The sequence below is a fragment of the Streptomyces sp. NPDC005423 genome (assembly GCF_040606415.1).
Classification (GTDB): domain Bacteria; phylum Actinomycetota; class Actinomycetes; order Streptomycetales; family Streptomycetaceae; genus Streptomyces.
Window position 1 is genome coordinate 163,364 of record NZ_JBEXET010000001.1, and the last position, 16,415, is coordinate 179,778.

A 16,415-nucleotide genomic window follows, 5' to 3' on the forward strand; every position below is an offset into this window, starting at 1 on the left:
TCAGGGGAAATGAGACTGGGCGGGTTCATGCCAATCCGGGACGGGATGGGCAGCCGATGTTGATCACGGGTGCGGTCCGGCGCGCGGCTTGTGGGTGCGGGCGTAGGAAAGGGACTCGGCTCGCGCTCGAAGAAGCAGCGTCCCGCCGGGGTCTGGTCCTGCGGCTCCGTCATGGGCCGAAGTCCACGGCTCATGGGCCGCGTACGAGCCCATCGCCTCGAACACCTCGGCTGCTTCCAGGTATTGGTGGCCCGCCCACAACGCATAGGCAAGAAGGTTCAGATCAGCCACCGAACGCTGCTCGGCGTTCGTCTTGTGGAACCAGTCGTGGAAGGCGTTCAGCGTGCAGTCGAGCGTCGTCTCCTGCGCCCACTGGCGCCGCCACAGCGGATCGGCGCGCGATCGCCGACGCTGCTCGATCTGCGCGTACGCGGGCAAAAGTAACAGTGGCGATCCGACAGGCCGCTGCGACGCGATCCACCGTCCGAAGTCAAAGATCGCGGCCAAGGAAGCCGCGCGCGGCCCCTCAAGGGCGAGCAGGAACTGCAGAACGCGGTGGTAGGCCTCGCGGTTGTACGGATCCCGCTGGTTGACTTCGTAGAGCAGTCCCCACGGACCACTGGGCAGCATCGGTTCGGCGGATATCAGGCGGTGTTCACGCCGCAGTTGCCGTGTGTCGATCTGAGCCAACGCCACCAGGCACACCCACGGCACAGGATCGTGCTGCGCACGACGAGCTGTCAGCAAGGCCTCACGCCGCGCCTTGATCTCGAACTCCGAAGTCTGTGGATGCTGTTGACGGTGTGCACGCAATGCCCGCTCGACGGCCACGCGCACGTTCATCAGTTGCGCGTCGTAACTGCCGGGCTCTTCGGCGAGCCACACGCCGACCACGTCCGAGCGGGCCGCTGCCACCGCCAGCAGTTGGGTACGTGACGTTCGCAGCCCCCAATGGGTGCCCGTATCCAGCAGCAGCTCCCGTGCCGTTCTCCAACGCCCAGCCTCTAACTCGACTAGGGCGACGCGCAGGTCGTCGTCGTGGCCGGCCGGGTGATACACGAGACCCATCAGAGTCCCTCTCCACAGACGACGCGACGCCTGCGAGCGGGATCGGAGCCGTTCCTCCGATGCGTGCGGACCATACGAGGTGCCGTGCTCTCCTGGACGGATGTGAATGTCATCGGGGGCCTTAGGCAAGTGAGGGGATGGGGCCGCGAAGGGCAAGGGTGAACCGCTGTCCGAGCGGCGGGTGGCTGGGTACCGAGTCGGTCGTCCTAGAAGCGGATCTGGCCGATCATGTCCGCGATGCTGGTAACGAAGCGGTTGATGTTCGGGGCCATGGACGTACTCGCCAGGAAGAACCCGAAGAGCACGCAGACGATCGCTGGTCCGGGCTTAACGGATTTCGCACGGATCAGAACGACCACGAGGATGCCGAGCACCAGGACTAAAGAGATGCTCAGGGCCATCAGGAGGCCGCTTCCTCCGCAGACCCTCGCCGCTCCCTGCGTGCCTGGCTCAGCGCACGGCGGAGCGCATCAGGCCGGGTCAGCGATCGCGGGCCGCTCGGGAGGACATGCCAGTGCATCCCCGGAGGTGTCGTGCTCTCGGCGGACGGCACGACGACGTGGCATTTCTGGCCCAGCGCGACAGTCCCCGGCTCATCCCAGCGGGCCGCGGTGCCCACGGGAACCAGGAAGTACAGCCGAGGCTCCGGCCCACCGGCGTCCAGGATCACCGGGCCGACCGGCTCGTCGCCCTCGTTGAGGATCTCGATCGCGCGCCGGCCCAGGGCCTCCACAGCGCGTACGGCATCCCACCATTCGCCCGCGGAGCACAGCTCGGGCTCTTCACCGATGGGCATCCAGCGCGGCGGTAGCGCACGAGCTGCTGGATTGGCGTCAGACATGGAAACGGTCTCCTCACCACTATGTGTAAGGAGACCATTCCACTCAGCAAGTTCTGTGCGCGGACAGCTTGTCCGTGGGTTTCACTCGCCAAGCCCCTTGACAGGGGCTCAAGTTGTGCTCATACCTGCCCAACTACCGAATGCTGAAAGCTCGTTAGATGGGTGGGCATCCACCCTGAGCAGTGCCGCAGTGGTCTCACGCACGGACGGATGGAAACGCGTGTGGTTCGGAGCAACCTTCCGAGCACGCTTGAGATCGCTGAAGGCACCAGCCCGGTCGCCCACGGCGAGCTTCGCGGAAGCCACGTCGATAAAGTGGTGACTCGACCGCTCCCCGACGGTCGTGGCCGGCGGCGTCCACTCGCCGCCAGAAACCGGAGACCACTCGGTGAGGCGGGCGAGAGCCTGCTCGGTGTCGCCCATGTCGATCATCGCGTGCACCTCGTGGATGCGGATGTTCGTCGGACCGAACGACATCTCGTACGCCAGGGAATCACGGTTGCCCGCCATACCTGCCACCTGCTCGGCTTCGCGCAGGTACGCATCCGCACGGTCCGAGTTGTTCTCGCGGGCTTCCAGCACGGCCAGCTTCAACAGCAGCGCACCGTCGACAGCGAGCGCGTCATCCGTGAAGGATCGCTCCGGCTGGAACCTCTCCAACTCGGTCCGCAGCGCGAGGAGCTTGCGGCGAGCAGGCGAGTAGGCGCCCTGGCGGAGCATCGCCCCTGCGACCAGGTAGCCGGCCGTGAACTGCATCAGCGGGTCGCCGGAGTGGTCTGCCGCCCACCGGACCCGCTCCAGCGCCGTATTCGACAGATCGTGGTGGCCCATCTTGTGGGCCAGCGAGTTCACGGCGCGGTAGGCGCGCGCCAGGTGCCAGAACGCCTTGCCCTCATCGCCGTTGCCACCACCGAGGGCCACGTGCGTCAACTCAGTGATGATCGGCGGCAGCAGGGGGCCCATCGGGGCGTACCGGGCGTCGCGGCGCAGGGCCGCCACCTGGTCGACTTCCGAGGCGAGCACGGGAAGCGCCCTGGGAGCGATCTCCAGGTCGTCGGGGCTGTCGTAGCAGAGCAGGAGGCGGCGGAGCTCAGGGATGACGGCGTGGACGCCGTCCTCGGCCTCCGGCTCACCGTAGTACGGCTGGCCGGTCAGAACCTCAGGGCCGAAGCGCAGCGCCTTGGCGAGCGCCAGCACCAGTGAGGGTGAAGCCTTCCGCGCGCCCGACTCCAGCTTCTGCACGTAGCTCGGGGAGACGGCGACCTTCTGTGCCAGTTGAGCGGCAGACAGCTTCCGTGTCCTGCGAGCGATACGGAGACGGTCTCCCAGCGTCAGGTTTTCAGTCATCGGTGGACGTGTCCCTTCGCGATGAAGCACTTCGATCAGAGTACGGATAATGTCCAAGCCTGCGCCCGTGGTCGCCAACTGTTAACAGAGCCGATGACATCGCGCCCCCGACGTGGAACTGCAGAACCGACCAGAGGTAGCTTGCAGCTCCCTACCGGACCTCCGACCGTGTGGTCGAAGTGAGGCATGTCGGGACGATGCGGGCAGAGGGTGAGTAGGACTGTCGCTCTCCAGTCAAGAGGTGGACAGCGAACTGCCTACGGACAGATTGTCCGCGCGATTCCTGCACGTGCCGGAAACCCCCGTTCGCCGCCGGTCGCAGACCGTAGCCAGTCATCCAGAGCGCCTGCGGCACTCGGGCGGTGCCGTCCTGGCCGAAGGCAAGGAGTCGGGAGTGGCTGGAGCCGAACGGTCCCTCGTGTTGTGGGACATCGACCGCACGTTGCTGTACGTCGGCGAGATCGATCGGCAGGTCTACCGGGAGACCTTTGCGGAGATCGTCGGGTACCCGGTCGAGCATCTGCCGGCACGCGGCACGGGCGTTACGATGCCCCTGGCGATCCGCGCGATGCTCCTGGACAACGGCGTTCCTGATGGCCGGGCGCGGGAGCTGCTGCCACTCATTATCGAGCTTCTGCCGAAGCGACTTGCTGCGCACACGGCTGACCTTCGGCAACAGGGAAAGCTCATGTCACGAGTTGTCGTTGCTCTGAGGGCAGTACGGGACCGGTCGGATCTCGTAGCGACCGTGGTCACCGGAAACCTCAAGACAAACGCCATGTTGAAGCTCGGAGCCTTCGACCTCAAGTCGTTCGTGAACACCGAGATCGGCGGGTACGCGTCCGATGACCACCATCGCCCTGCTCTCGTCGGCATCGCGCAGAAGCGAGCGCAGGCCAAGTACGGCGTCTTCTTCGGCCATTCCAACTCAGTGATCATCGGGGACTCGTTGGAAGACGTACGTACCGGCAGGGACAGAGGCGGCGTCCCCGTCATCGGTATCGCATCCGGTACAACGTCAGCAGCGGAACTCGAACGAGCCGGCGCGGACGTCGTTCTTCGGACTCTGGAAGACGTTGAGGGGGTAGAGACGGCGATCGCGGAGCTCCTCTCCTAACCGGTGGCAGTCACCAGCTGGACGATCTCCTGAACGAGCCCCACGACAACGTGACGCCGGAACCGCCATGGCCGCAGTTGTGGAGCACCGGGACTCAATCACTGCGGCTGTCTACCGCGACACGCGCCTCGGAGCGTGTTGGCCGTGCTCCGACTCGGGACGCGATGACGGGAGTCTTCGCCAGCCGAGGTTCGACTGCCGCGCAGCGCTCGACGATCGCCTTGCCGTGGCGGGATCCTCCTGGAGGCCCGCCTCGCCGTCGATCGCCGTGCCGCCGAGAACCACGGTCTCACCGTGCGGGTAAATGCAGACGAGGTCGGGCGACAGGCCCGTGTCCTCGGAGAAGAACTCCGTGATGCCCGGGTTCTTCACGACCACATGCTGGCCGCGGATCGGTCGCACGCTGTCATCCGCAGCGAGCTCGCCGGCGCCCAGCCTGGCGCAGTTGACGATCACAGATCCGTCGTCGATCTCGTCGAGCGAACTGCCGCTGCACCGTGCCTCCGGCCTCCCGGAACCGCCGCAGAAGGTACTGGAGGTAGAGGGGCATGTCGATGAGAGGAACCGTGAAGCGATAGCCGCCCTGGAACCACGAGCAGCAAGGTGCTCCACTCCGGGGCGGACATCGCCTTCCGGGCAGCTTCGACGCCGCTGACCATCCGAACGCCAGTAGCAGGGTCGCCTGACAATCCTCGAAAGACGTCGAGAGAGACAGGTACTACAGCCGCAGATCTTGAACCGGCGGTCAGAGCCGGTCAGCCTCGATCGTCGAGATGCTGGCTGCTTCGTCTGGCAGGCGGCACGGTCGAGGGTGGTCACCCCGCAGGTGTCAGGGCAACGGAGATCTGCGGCTGTAGTACGAGTCACCGGCCATCATGGGCCTCCCAGTGGTGCACTCTCAGAATCATCCGGCTGAGAGGCTGGCGTCAATGGTCGCCTCTCCCCTTCAGGCCGTTCGATCTTCAAAGATGCGCGTAATTACAGCGTGTATCCGAGAGGGCTATTTGCCCCACGCTCTCATTCACTCTTAGTTACGATTTGACACCGCCACGTTGCAGGCGTCGACTCGAAGAAAGGTCTTCCGGTACATTGCCGCGCTCGATGAGTGGCCGAGTTGACTCTAAGCGTCGTTGATCCTACCGTTTGGATAGAGACTGGGTGGCATTTATGGCGAAGGAACTTGTTTACGTCACGATCTTCGCTTCACTGGTGAGCATGATTACGATGCTCATAGTGGGGGCTTTCATTCAACTTCGCTTTCATCGCCCCATAGATAATTACGCGAAAAAGGTTCTCAAAGCCACGGCCAGAGCCACTAAGAGGCACGTTACGGAGCTTCCAGATGACGCCCAAGATTTGCAGAGGAAGCGGGAGAAGCTGGAATTGATTCGGGGTTCCGGAACACACCTTGTTGATCTCTCAAAGTCATTCAAGGAGAATGACCCTGCCATGCGATGTTACATCGCCTCCGGGATGTTTCTTGCTATTGGCGCAACAACAGCCCTACTCGCTGCAACCATCGTCTAGCTAGCTCGTCAATCGATGACGTGATGGAGGAAGTAAAGGATGAAGGCAGAGCCTAGGAGTAAGAAGAGTGAAGCGAGGAGAATAGACTGCCGCAGCCTTCTCAGACTGGCACTCATGGTAGACGTATCCCTAGAAAGCAGGAAAGCAGCCGAAAATGCCACGGGAATGAGAATCACCGCAGCATCCTTGGCACTCAGGCCGTGGTCCGCTGAAGTGTTTTGGGTAATAACTAGCGGAATCTTTTGATTTGTCGAGACTGTCGTTGTTTGCGATCCGGGGTGGTGATACTCGGCGATCCCTCTCCACCACAAAAGTCCGATGCCAGCGATGGTGATGGCAATTGTCAGCGAGAGCATCCACGACATAAGTCTATTGAGCCTAAGATGGCATCGTACCCAGATCCGTCCATTCCGATTTGGTGTCGAGTCCTGCCGGATATACAGCTCGGAAGTTTTCTCTTCCTCATCAGGCAGGTCAAGGATCGGCTCGCATTTGTCACCAAGGATTTGGTGATCATCGGGCCAGTGGTGAAGCTTTACGGCAGTATCCGATACACGGATACTTAGATGGTTGGTTGCAGCATCGTTGAACGAAATAATTTTCCAGGCCGTTTTCCCATAATGCCCAGTAATAGGAAGAACCGTTCCACGGTTTGGTTTAGTGTGCCATTTCGCCGTGAAGTGGATCGGCCTCTTTTCTTCCACCGTGATAATGAAAGACTTGTTTTTAGGCACGGAACATTTCGCGAACACCATCCAGCGTAGCCCGCTGATGGCGTAAGTCCTGAGGAGGCGGCGCTTAGCGGCCTCCTTTTCCTCATCATCGCTTTTATCCTTTTCCTCGACAGCCTTTTTCAGGAGATCCAGCAGCTCTTCAAGTGTGTTAGTAACAACTCCTTCGGTTAGCTCTCTATCCCGAATGCGTAGCATTTCGCGAGCGAACTGCGGAAGGGCCATGATTGGATTTTCACAAGAGCTCTTGTAATCGGTTGACTCATACCTTTGAACGATTTCTCCAATCTCTGAGCAGTATCTTTTCCATTTCTGGTAAGTTAGCCTGCGGATCTTGAACTTCAAGATTGATTCACAGTGTTGAAGATACTCTCGCCCTGGGTCGAATCTGACCACCCTCCCCTTTGTCCAGTAGTACCAGCTCTTGGGACTCCGGATTTTTAGTTGATTGTACTTGCTCCAGAGTTTTTCATACTCTTGCGAAGGGAAATACAAGAGTGCGCTCAGGAGGATCCTTAGTTCAAGACTTACACCTAGCCCGGCGATATCTGCCAGACGCGCTACATATCCTGCATGGATCCACGCACCTTCATCCAAGGGAATCCTGTAAACATGTTTTCCTGCCACCTCGATGTGAAGGTCCAAGATTGGAACTCTCGGAAGATACGCAATGGGCAGGACTAGTTCGATTTTCTTGTCCTTCTGAGTCTCTGAAAGTGCAAATGTTAGATTCGCGCCGACATCGAAGTGCGCTGTTGAGTGTCTTTTTTTGAAATACAACGACGCTACTGAATCCTTTAGTGGCAGCACATGAATCTCTCGCACGTGCTCTCCCCATAGCTCGCTCGAGAGGTCGATACGCTCAATGGCCCGAAGTCGCCATTCGGCTTGAATATCAATAAGCCCCATAGAAATTTCTTGTAGTTTTTGATTCGTAACCATGCTCACCGCCTCCTTCGCAGGTATTACTCACACCAAGTAGGGCACACTCTTGCATGATGTGATTTCAACTGCATCTTGGAGGCGCCTAATGGGGTGATGCATCAGACATCAGACTCCTTCGCCCTATAGATAATTGGGCTATTGGCACATTACGAATGGAGGGGTATAGACTAATTCTCGCGAAACGCCGACCCTGGGACGCATCGGAGGTCAAGGCCTTTATCGAGGCGCCCAAGGGTGACCGCCTGTTTGGCGTGATGCTTCTGACTTATCGCCGAGCGCCCCGCCGAGGTGTGTGGTACGCGCTGGCAGGACATTGACCTCCGCCGCGAAGATGGCGCTATCGCCGTCGGGAATGCGCGCACCATCGTGTATGACCGGAGCCTGCCGAAGGGGCAGCGGAACAGGGTCGTGGAGAAGACCCCAAGATCCAAAACGGTAAGCGTGTCCCCCGCTGCCCAAGCTCTTGCAAGCAGCGCTTGTGTCCCTGCGTGCTCGGCAGGCGGAGGAGAAACTCGCGGCGGGAGAAGCCTACGAGGACAGCGGCTATGTCGTCGTTGATGAGTACTACAGCCGCAGATCTTCGTTGCCCTGATCGAAGCTGATCGGTTCGACACCTGCGGAGTGACCACCCTCGACCGTGCCGCCTGCCAGACGAAGCAGCCAGCATCTCGACGATCGAGGCTGACCGGTTCTGACCGCCGGTTCAAGGTCTGCGGCTGTAGTACAAGGCTCCACCGCCGTGCCTTCGGCCACGGTTCAACCAGACAAGGGCCCCACATCGCGCCCGCGGCGACCGACGTAGGGCCAGGGATCTGTCCTGACACCAGGTGTACGGGCAAGCCTGCTTCGAGGAGTGCCACTCCCGCGGTCAGACCCGTGACACCTCCGCCAACAATGACGATCTTGCCGGTTGTGGTCATGCTCCGACCGTATCCGGAGGTCCCGCGGCCGAACCCGCGTATTTCCCCGCCTGGAAGGACATCCCCGATATGGATGGAGGATGTGCACCGGGGCCACGCCACATTGCGCGGCAACAGCGAGGAACGCCCGCTGGTCCGGCTTGCCAAAGCCGATGCGGCATGACGGGAAGAAGTCGCTCACCCATGGCGCGGTGCGGCGCCGAAGCCCTTCGGTGTACGCATCCGTACCGGTCACGCTGGACAACGTCCCGACGGTCGCCACCTCGCTCAGCACGTGCAGCGCCTGCACGGTTCCGGGGAAGGACATGAGGGGGCCGACGGCAGGTCCCGGGGGAAGTCGGCGGGCGCGACGTGCAGGGCCTCGCACACGTCGGCCACGACGGCGTCATCGAACAGCGACTGCGTGTGCAGGCGATCACGGATCATCTCGCGCGCCTGCTTCGGACGGTGGAATGCGGGACTTAGCACACAGATCCTGTTCGTCAAGGGCTTCGGCAGAAGATTCCTACGGACAGCTTGTCCGCTCACGGCGATAGCAGAGTGGAATGGTCTCTGCACACCCAGTCGCAAGGGGGCGTTCCTATGGAGTCCGGCGCGCGGTTACCCGTCCAAGCGTGGCCGCACCAGTCGATGAGGGGCTTTCCGGCCACCACCCGCAGACGTTCCGCAGCATTCCAGCCGACGATCGTGACCACCGCGCTTGATTTTGGCGATTTCCTTCACAAGCAAGTGATTGGTACTAAATTCCACCGTCGCGGCGCCCACTTGCGAGACCTGCCCGCCTACCCGCCCTCAGGACGTCGAAGGCTTCTGCGGTCCCTCCCGAAGAGGCCATGCCGTACACCATTGGAGCATGACGTAGATCACGTTCACCTGGTCGACGCGGGCAGGAAGGCATGGGTGGGCAGCCGCGCCTCCAACCTCGTTGGCGGGAAGCCGGCACACGTGCCTCGTTCCACCGAGGACTGCCCGGCGCAGGAGGCCGCACCTGTCGAGACGAATGCCGCGTCGGTAACGCGGCATCGCACTACTCGGGAGGGTCATTGGGCTGTTATCGCATCAGGAAGGTGTTGCTTGGTGGGGGTTAACGGCGATATACGGCTGCCGCGCAGGCGCCCAGCCAACGGGTCCGACTGCCAATCACCGCCACCATCCGTCCGAGACGTGCTGTATCGCGTCAGTCTCGGGCTTCCCATCGCTTCGGGGACGGTTGGACGCGCGATGCTCGACCTCGCGGCTCTGCCCGACCACGCGGCCCGGGACAACCTGTTGACCGCCGTGCTGACAGGTCTCATGGCTCGCGGTCCAGCTGAAAGTGATGTCGTCGAGGTTCTGCGTGCGGCCCTCTCACTCGACGAGGTGGAGACTTTCGATCTCCCCTCCCCTTCGGGATCACGCCTGTTGCTTCTCGCGGGAAGCGGTAAGAAGGGGATCAAGTCCTTCAACGTCTCGACATCGAGCGCGATCGTGGCCGCCGCAGCCGGCGCCTCCGTGGTCAAGATGGGTTCACGGGCCACATCCTCCGTCATGGGTTCACGGGACCTCGCGGAAAGCCTCGGCCTACCGCACAGCCGTACCCGCTCAAGCATCATTACGGCGGTCGAGCGCTCACGCTTGGCGTTCGTCCCGATCGAGGACATGATTCCCGTCCTGGACCAGGTGTACGGGGGCCGATTCCACGTCCTCAACCCACTCAGCTTCGGCCTGGCTGCCCTTGCGGCGCGACTTCGCGGTGGGGTCCTGGTCTTCGGCCTCGCGCACCCGAAGGTCGATCTGGCAGCCCGCGTGCTCGGCCATCTCGGGGTCTCGGAAGCACTCGTCGTGGCTTCGGGCAACACCGCCGGCTACTTCGCTGACGAGTTCGGGCTGGGGGATCGTTCCCTCACCTGCCGCCTGACAGGCGGCACCGTCGGCGCCGTCCACACGTTCGAGGCAGATGACCTGAAAGACCTGGGGTTGAGCTCGCCGAACTCCGTCCACCCACCGAGATCAGCGACGGAGGCGGTGCAGTGGGTGCTGGACGCCCTCGCCGGAGAAGGAAACCCAGCGCATGTACATCTGATCGCCTTGAACAGCGCCGTGATGCTGATGGCAGCCGGGCTCGCCCGGGACTTGACGGATGGCTACGGCCAGGCGGAAGCGGCGATCAACAGCGGGCGAGCGTGGGCGAAAGTCGAAGCACTCAGGGAGGAAGCGCTGTGCCAACAAACGATATAGCCGCTGGCTACGTGGTCGAGCCAGGGCTCGATCCCGACCTCTACTTCCTTCCGTTCGGCTATGAACAGCGGGGTACGCCGGAGTACTTCGTCGATGACGAACAGGACGGTGTCGTCTGGCAACCGGACGTCTACCCCTTCGCCGCCCAGGTGGCACTGGCCAACGATTGCGACGTGGTCATCGACCTTGGCTGCGGACGTGGTGGCAAGCTCGTCACTCTGCAAGCCGCACAGCCCGGTTGGGAGTACATCGGCGTCGACATCGGCCCCAACATCGCCTGGTGTCAGCAGAACCTGCCGTTCGGGCAGTGGGTCGAAGCGGACTTGGAGACGTGCCGCACACTTTCGCTACCTGTCGAAGTGCTTCGTCGGACTGTCCTGGTCTGTTCGGACGTGCTTGAGCATCTTGTCCATCCCGAGGTTGCGATGGACCTCATCGGATCGCTCCTCCACGGTGGTGCGCGAGCGGCGGTGCTGTCGACTCCGGCACGCGAGCTGCGGGCCGGCCCCGCGGACCCGGGCCCTCCCCGCAATACCTCCCATGTCCGAGAGTGGGCCAGCCGGGAGTTCTGTGCGTTTGTTCGGGCACGAGGGTTGGAGATCGCCGACTTCTCGCTCACCCGTAGCGATGACGCCGGGGGAGGCAGGACCACCCAGTTGGCACTCATCCAGAGCAGGGTGGAGCCGGAGAAAGGCGCTGCACGATGAGGCTGCCGCATCGTCCTCGCGTGTTGTGGATTCCGTACGCGCAGCGAGGCAGCCTCTATCCGATCGTTCCGGCAGTGCAGGCGCTGGGAGGCCTGAGTACGGACACAATGCTTCTGGGCCTGCCGAGCTTGAAACCTCTCGCTGACACGCTTGGCACGCGCTTCATGGCCTATGAGTCCAGCATCACCTATGACTGGTCCCGCGCCGAGGGACGCGACCAGCACGGTCTGGGCCCTGCCGGCGGCACCAGTTGGTTCCATCACCGGGTGGCCTCCGAGTACGCCGAGATCGAACGAGCCACACGGCTGTTCCGCCCTGACGTCCTGCTGGTTGACTCCTTCGTCATCGGTGCCGGCCTTGCCGCTGAACATCTAGGCGTCCCCTGGGCCTCCTACGTGCACTACCTGTTCGACGAAGGTGCCGAGACCGATGCGATGCACCGCATCTGGTGGGAGAAGACCAGCGTCCCAGAGATCGAGGCGTACTCCGCTTGGTGGAACGGAGTCCGGGCGGCGGTCGGTCTCGGCCCTGAACCGAGGGAGCGGCAAGAGGCACCGTGGTTCCGGATGTCTCCGCAACGCACCTTCCTCCTCGGCCATCCGCACCTTCGCCGGGGCACTCGCCCACTACCGCACTTCGTCACCCGGACCTCGCTGCCCCCGTGGGACGAGCCCGGGCTGGCTTCTGCAGCCGCCAGCGCGAGTACGGCTTTCGGAGGGCGTTCCCGTGTCCTGGTGGCCAACAGCAGCGCCTGGCAGGACGATGTCGACCTCGTACGCGCGTCCCTGGAAGGGCTCGCGGACACGGACATGGAAATCTTGGTGACCGTCTCGGCGGACCACCCTCTCGGCGTCGGGATTCCACGCAACGCCACGGTGCTGGGCTATTACCCGCACGCCGACGTGCTGCCGTCGGTGGACGCGGTGGTCACGACCTCTGGGTATGGGATCACCAGCAAGGCGTTGTGGTTCGGCAAGCCGCTCGTCACCGTGCCTCGTGCCCGCGACCAGCACTATGTGGCGGCAGCCGCACAAGAGGCCGGGTGTGGACTCACCGTCGCATGGCCGCCCAAACCGGACGCTGTCGCTACGGCCGTCGACACCGTGCTGTCTTCCCCTGCCCACCAGGAGCACGCCCGCCGCTTGTCCGGCCCGATGCCCGGTTTCCCGTCGGCGAGCGATGTCGCTGCCGGGGTCCTTTCCCTCGCCCGGAGGACGTGATGGGTAGCCGGACGAAAGTGGTGCATGCGCCCGCCCGCACTCCGTATGCCCGCAAACTCACGAGCGAGCATGTCGAAATCGTCAACGGCACTGCACCGCACGGCACTGAAGCAGTGCCTCGGGACATGTCACTGCGATGGCTGCTCGAACACAGACCCTTCAACTGGTTCGACGTTCTGCATCTGCACCACGTCGAGTTCGACGACCTGCCGACTCTTAAGTCCGTCCTGTCAGAATGCGCCCGATTCCGCCGACGCGTGATCTTCACTGCCCATGACATCAGCCCCGTCTTCAGCGGCAGAATCGACTACCACCGCAAACTGCGCGCCCTGGTGAACGCACGCGTCCCCTTCGTCTGCCTGACCGAGGCGTCAGGGGCCGAGATACGCAGACGGTTCGGCAACCAGGTGGAAACCGTCACGATCCCGCACGGGTACGTCGTCCCGCCCAATGCCGTTCCCCGTCACCGGCCTCCGGGCAGTGGGCATGCGCGGTACTTTCTGTTCGGCTCCCTGCGGGACAACCGCGACATCACTACGGTGCTGTACAACTGGCGCTTCGGCCGCCATCAGCACGACACCTCCCTTTCGATGCTGCTCAGGGCGCGGGGCTACATCAACTTGCAGCAGGAACACGACCATTGGGCCGTGCTGCTCGCTACGGCCGTAGCTGAGCCTCGACTCCAGGTAGATGTCCTGCCCTTCCCCACTGATGAGGAGGTGGCGGAGACGGCGTCGGGATGCGACGCCCTGATCCTGCCGTATCGATGGGGATCGCACTCGGGACAGTTGGAACTCGCCTTCGACCTCGGACTGGTGCCGGTGGCCTCCGCTGTGGGCTACCTCCGCGATCAGTACCGCTGTCATACGGGAGTAATCGACGAGCCTGTGTGGTTCGACTGGTCCGACGGGGCGGAGTACGCCTACGGAGCCCGATTCCTCACCTCGCTGGACGAGGCGGCCGAGCGCCTCCGCAAGGGGCATCGTCTCGCTCCGTCAAAGGAGTTCAGCGAGCACCGGATCGAGGAGCATGCGGCGATCATGGCCACCTATCTGGAGGTCTACACACGCCCATGGACGTAGATCTCGCAGTGAACGCCAAGGCCGTCGGCAACACGCTCCCCAATATTTCGGTGTGCGTCCTCAGCCACAACTACGCCCACTTCCTGGGCCAGGCCGTAGAGAGCTGCCTGGCGCAGGAGCCCGGCGACTACCGTCTGGAAGAGATCGTCGTCCTGGACGACGGATCGACCGACCGGACGTTGGAGGTGTGTGCCGAATTCGGCTCTCGAATCCGGGTGATCACTCAGCCGCACCGTGGGTTTGCGGCGACACTGACGGAGAGCGTCCGGCACTGCCGTGGCGACTGGGTGGCTTTCCTGGACGCCGATGACTGGTTCGCGCCGGCCAAGCTCCGTACCGCGTCCGGCTATCTCCGCACCGGCGCCATGCTCGTGCAGCACTGGGAGCACGTTGTCGATGGTGACGGCAGCCCTCTGGTGCCCGATCCCCACCCGGGTGGCAACACGAGCACCATCATCGTCGACCGTGCTGCTGCCCTGAAACTGCTGCCGGTGACGAACGAGAAGTTCTTCCACGTACTCGACGACCTCGGTCTCGGTGCCCGGATGACGCACCCTCTGACGTTCTACCGGGTACACGGCGACAACATGACCGATCGAGCCACCCCTGGTGTCCACCAGGAATACATGGCGGATGTCTGCGGCGAAATCGCAGTCCGCCTCGCCGGCCTTCGGGTCACCCCTCCCCCGTGGGCCAGTCGGAGTGCGCTACGTCGGCTGACATGGCACTACCGGGCCGAGGCCCGAGCCCACGAGGTAGAAGCAGCCCTGCAACGAGGCCGTCGGCGAGCGGCCTGGGGGCCGCTGCTGCGCGAACTGGCGTCGACCGTGCTGGCAGGTCGAAACTACCGCGACCGGGGCCCCAGCATTCACAGCGTGCTGACCGGCCGCCCCTGCGTCCGCATGGCCCCGTCACCGCAGGAGGAGCCGTGACCATCCCTTCGCCCGGCCCCCTCGCGTATCCACAGGCTCTGGTGCTCGACCTGTTCGGGACACTGGTCGACGCGCCGACACGAGCGCAACGACTCCAGGCGGCCGAGACGATAGCTGCGGCCACCGCGGTACCCGCCGCCGTCATTGAGCAGGCGTACATCGACAGTTGGGCCGAACGCCATGATGGACGGTTGCCGACGCTCGACTCGCTCAGCGACCATCTCTGGCAGCGCTGCGGCGAAAGCACGCCAACTCCGCAGGACCTGTGCACCATCCTCCTGCGGCTGGCCACCGCCCGGCTCTCTGCGTCCCCCGACGTAGTTGCCGTCCTGCGGACGTTACGCGGGCGCGGTCTCCGGATCGCGGTGCTCAGCGACGCGTCCGCCGACATCGCCGAGGCATGGCAGGACTCAACGCTAAGCGAATCCGTTGATGTCGCGGTCTTCAGTTGCCGCGCGGGAGCCGTCAAACCGAGCATCAGCCTCTACCGCGCGGTGACGGGACAACTCGGCGTCGCGCCACAGGACACGATGTACTGCGGAGACGGCGGGGGCGACGAACTGCGCGGAGCGACCGCCGCCGGCCTGACCCCGGTTCGCGTCGAACGCAGAGGCGGCCCCTCAACCATTGCCTTCGGCGACAAGCCCTGGCACGGCCCTTCCATCAGCGGCGTCGAACAACTACTTGCCTTCATGCCGGTCTCGCGAGCACCACAACGACCGAAGGAAGGGGATGTATGAAGGCATGGGAAGTGCGCGAGGGCGCCCTGTCGTGGTCACGCCTGGCACGCCCGGAACCGCAGCCGGACCAGACGCTGGTCAAAGTGGCGTTCTCAGGTGTGTGTGGAAGCGACCTGGCCAAGATCACCAAGTCGCCTATTCCCACGCCTGGTCACGCCTGGCGCCCAGGCCATGAAGTCGTCGGCTGGGACCTCAATGCCCCCTCCGGCCCTCTTGTGGTGATCGATCCCCTTGTCCCCTGCGACAGTTGCGCGAGCTGCGCGACGGGAGCGATCCATCTCTGCCCGGCCATTCTTCGGCTGGGCTGGGACCTGCCCGGAGGATTCGCAGAGTTCGTCGTTGCACCCCGCCGCAACGTACTGCCTCTGCCCGAGGGGGCCGACCCCGCGCAGGCCGTCCTCGCAGACGCCCTCGCGGTCGCTATCCATGGCGTCCGCTGCGGCTTGTCGCACCATCACCCTGGAAACCTTGCCGTCGTCGGCTCCGGCCCGCTCGCTCTCTGCAGCGCGGCTTACGCCGCCTCCCAGGGCTGGTCAGTCACCGTACTCGTCCGCAACGCCGGCAAGCTGACCGCCGTGGCCGATCACATAGACGCCACCTTCACGTCCCTCCACGAGGCCCCAAGGAACGGATTCGAGGCCGTGGTGGACGCCGCGAGTGGCCGGGACGACCGCCCTCTCGACGCCGCCTTGTCCCTTGTCCGCGACGGCGGCACTGTCCTCGTACAGAACGCCTACGATCCGGGCGTGCGCCTGCACCACGACCTGCGGAACGTCTTCCGCCGGTCGATCACCATCACCGGATCGTTCAGCTACTGCCGCCAACACGGCACCGGCGACCTCCCGGAGGCCCTGCAGGTGCTTGCCCAGCGCCCGGCGTGGGCTGACCCGCTGGTCCGGTGCCGATTCCCGCTCCGCTCCCTGCCTTCGGCTGTCGCGGCCGTCACCACCGGTACGAGCATTCGACCGATCAAAGCCGTACTCGTTGCCGAAGCGACTTCGCCCGCATGACCTCGCCGAGG

General features: G+C 63.4%; 16 protein-coding genes. 9 read left to right on the forward strand and 7 right to left on the reverse strand.

Annotated elements, in window-relative coordinates; all coding sequences use genetic code 11:
- Positions 1-63: 63 nt before the first annotated feature.
- The 4 genes from ABZT12_RS00735 to ABZT12_RS00750 form a co-directional block, all read right to left on the reverse strand.
- Complete coding sequence (locus ABZT12_RS00735) at positions 64-1,068, reverse strand: hypothetical protein (RefSeq protein WP_356375024.1); 1,005 nt, start codon at positions 1,066-1,068, stop codon at positions 64-66.
- A 206-nt stretch (positions 1,069-1,274) separates the two neighbouring features.
- Positions 1,275-1,469 carry a hypothetical protein gene (locus ABZT12_RS00740; RefSeq protein ID WP_356375027.1) on the reverse strand — a complete coding sequence of 65 codons (195 nt, stop codon included), beginning with the start codon at positions 1,467-1,469 and terminating at the stop codon, positions 1,275-1,277.
- Positions 1,469-1,864: a hypothetical protein gene (locus ABZT12_RS00745; protein WP_356375030.1), complete on the reverse strand. Its 396-nt coding sequence runs from the start codon at positions 1,862-1,864 to the stop codon at positions 1,469-1,471. The genes ABZT12_RS00740 and ABZT12_RS00745 overlap by 1 nt, the downstream gene beginning before the upstream one ends.
- Before the next feature lie 153 nt (positions 1,865-2,017).
- Positions 2,018-3,256 (reverse strand): helix-turn-helix transcriptional regulator, encoded by a 1,239-nt coding sequence (locus tag ABZT12_RS00750; RefSeq protein ID WP_356375033.1) that lies wholly within the window; start codon positions 3,254-3,256, stop codon positions 2,018-2,020.
- Positions 3,257-3,650: 394 nt separating this feature from the next.
- Between ABZT12_RS00750 and ABZT12_RS00755 the strand changes: the two genes are divergently transcribed.
- Positions 3,651-4,373, forward strand: coding sequence for a haloacid dehalogenase-like hydrolase (locus ABZT12_RS00755; RefSeq protein ID WP_356375036.1), 723 nt, complete (start codon positions 3,651-3,653; stop codon positions 4,371-4,373).
- 111 nt (positions 4,374-4,484) lie between these two features.
- On the opposite strand, the gene ABZT12_RS00760 is transcribed toward ABZT12_RS00755, so the two are convergent.
- Positions 4,485-4,829 carry a hypothetical protein gene (locus ABZT12_RS00760; protein ID WP_356375039.1) on the reverse strand — a complete coding sequence of 115 codons (345 nt, stop codon included), beginning with the start codon at positions 4,827-4,829 and terminating at the stop codon, positions 4,485-4,487.
- 711 nt (positions 4,830-5,540) lie between these two features.
- On the opposite strand from ABZT12_RS00760, the gene ABZT12_RS00765 reads away from it, so the two are divergent.
- Complete coding sequence (locus ABZT12_RS00765; RefSeq protein WP_356375042.1) at positions 5,541-5,900, forward strand: hypothetical protein; 360 nt, start codon at positions 5,541-5,543, stop codon at positions 5,898-5,900.
- 8 nt (positions 5,901-5,908) lie between these two features.
- Here ABZT12_RS00765 and ABZT12_RS00770 read toward each other — a convergent pair whose 3' ends face one another.
- Together ABZT12_RS00770 and ABZT12_RS00775 are read right to left on the reverse strand one after the other, a co-directional pair.
- On the reverse strand, positions 5,909-7,579 hold the full coding sequence (locus ABZT12_RS00770) for a hypothetical protein (RefSeq protein ID WP_356375044.1): 1,671 nt from the start codon (positions 7,577-7,579) through the stop codon (positions 5,909-5,911).
- Positions 7,580-7,743: 164 nt separating this feature from the next.
- Entirely contained in the window at positions 7,744-8,496 is a 753-nt protein-coding gene (locus ABZT12_RS00775; protein ID WP_356375047.1) for an FAD-dependent oxidoreductase, read from the reverse strand.
- Between the two features lie 1,221 nt (positions 8,497-9,717).
- On the opposite strand from ABZT12_RS00775, the gene ABZT12_RS00780 reads away from it, so the two are divergent.
- Genes ABZT12_RS00780 through ABZT12_RS00810 form a run of 7 tightly spaced genes read left to right on the forward strand, consistent with a single transcriptional unit; the run spans position 9,718 to position 16,404 of the window.
- Positions 9,718-10,713, forward strand: a complete 996-nt coding sequence (locus tag ABZT12_RS00780; RefSeq protein WP_356375050.1) for a hypothetical protein — start codon at positions 9,718-9,720, stop codon at positions 10,711-10,713.
- On the forward strand, positions 10,695-11,420 hold the full coding sequence (locus ABZT12_RS00785; protein ID WP_356375053.1) for a methyltransferase domain-containing protein: 726 nt from the start codon (positions 10,695-10,697) through the stop codon (positions 11,418-11,420). The genes ABZT12_RS00780 and ABZT12_RS00785 overlap by 19 nt, the downstream gene beginning before the upstream one ends.
- Before the next feature lie 20 nt (positions 11,421-11,440).
- Positions 11,441-12,640, forward strand: a complete 1,200-nt coding sequence (locus ABZT12_RS00790) for a glycosyltransferase (protein ID WP_356375056.1) — start codon at positions 11,441-11,443, stop codon at positions 12,638-12,640.
- Positions 12,640-13,722 (forward strand): hypothetical protein, encoded by a 1,083-nt coding sequence (locus tag ABZT12_RS00795; RefSeq protein ID WP_356375059.1) that lies wholly within the window; start codon positions 12,640-12,642, stop codon positions 13,720-13,722. Before ABZT12_RS00790 ends, ABZT12_RS00795 begins: the two co-directional genes overlap by 1 nt.
- The gene (locus tag ABZT12_RS00800; RefSeq protein WP_356375062.1) at positions 13,713-14,654 is read left to right on the forward strand and encodes a glycosyltransferase family 2 protein; all 942 of its coding nucleotides are present in this window, start codon (positions 13,713-13,715) and stop codon (positions 14,652-14,654) included. The genes ABZT12_RS00795 and ABZT12_RS00800 overlap by 10 nt, the downstream gene beginning before the upstream one ends.
- Positions 14,651-15,394, forward strand: a complete 744-nt coding sequence (locus ABZT12_RS00805; RefSeq protein ID WP_356375065.1) for an HAD family hydrolase — start codon at positions 14,651-14,653, stop codon at positions 15,392-15,394. The genes ABZT12_RS00800 and ABZT12_RS00805 overlap by 4 nt, the downstream gene beginning before the upstream one ends.
- Entirely contained in the window at positions 15,391-16,404 is a 1,014-nt protein-coding gene (locus tag ABZT12_RS00810; RefSeq protein ID WP_356375068.1) for an alcohol dehydrogenase catalytic domain-containing protein, read from the forward strand. Before ABZT12_RS00805 ends, ABZT12_RS00810 begins: the two co-directional genes overlap by 4 nt.
- Positions 16,405-16,415: the final 11 nt, after the last annotated feature.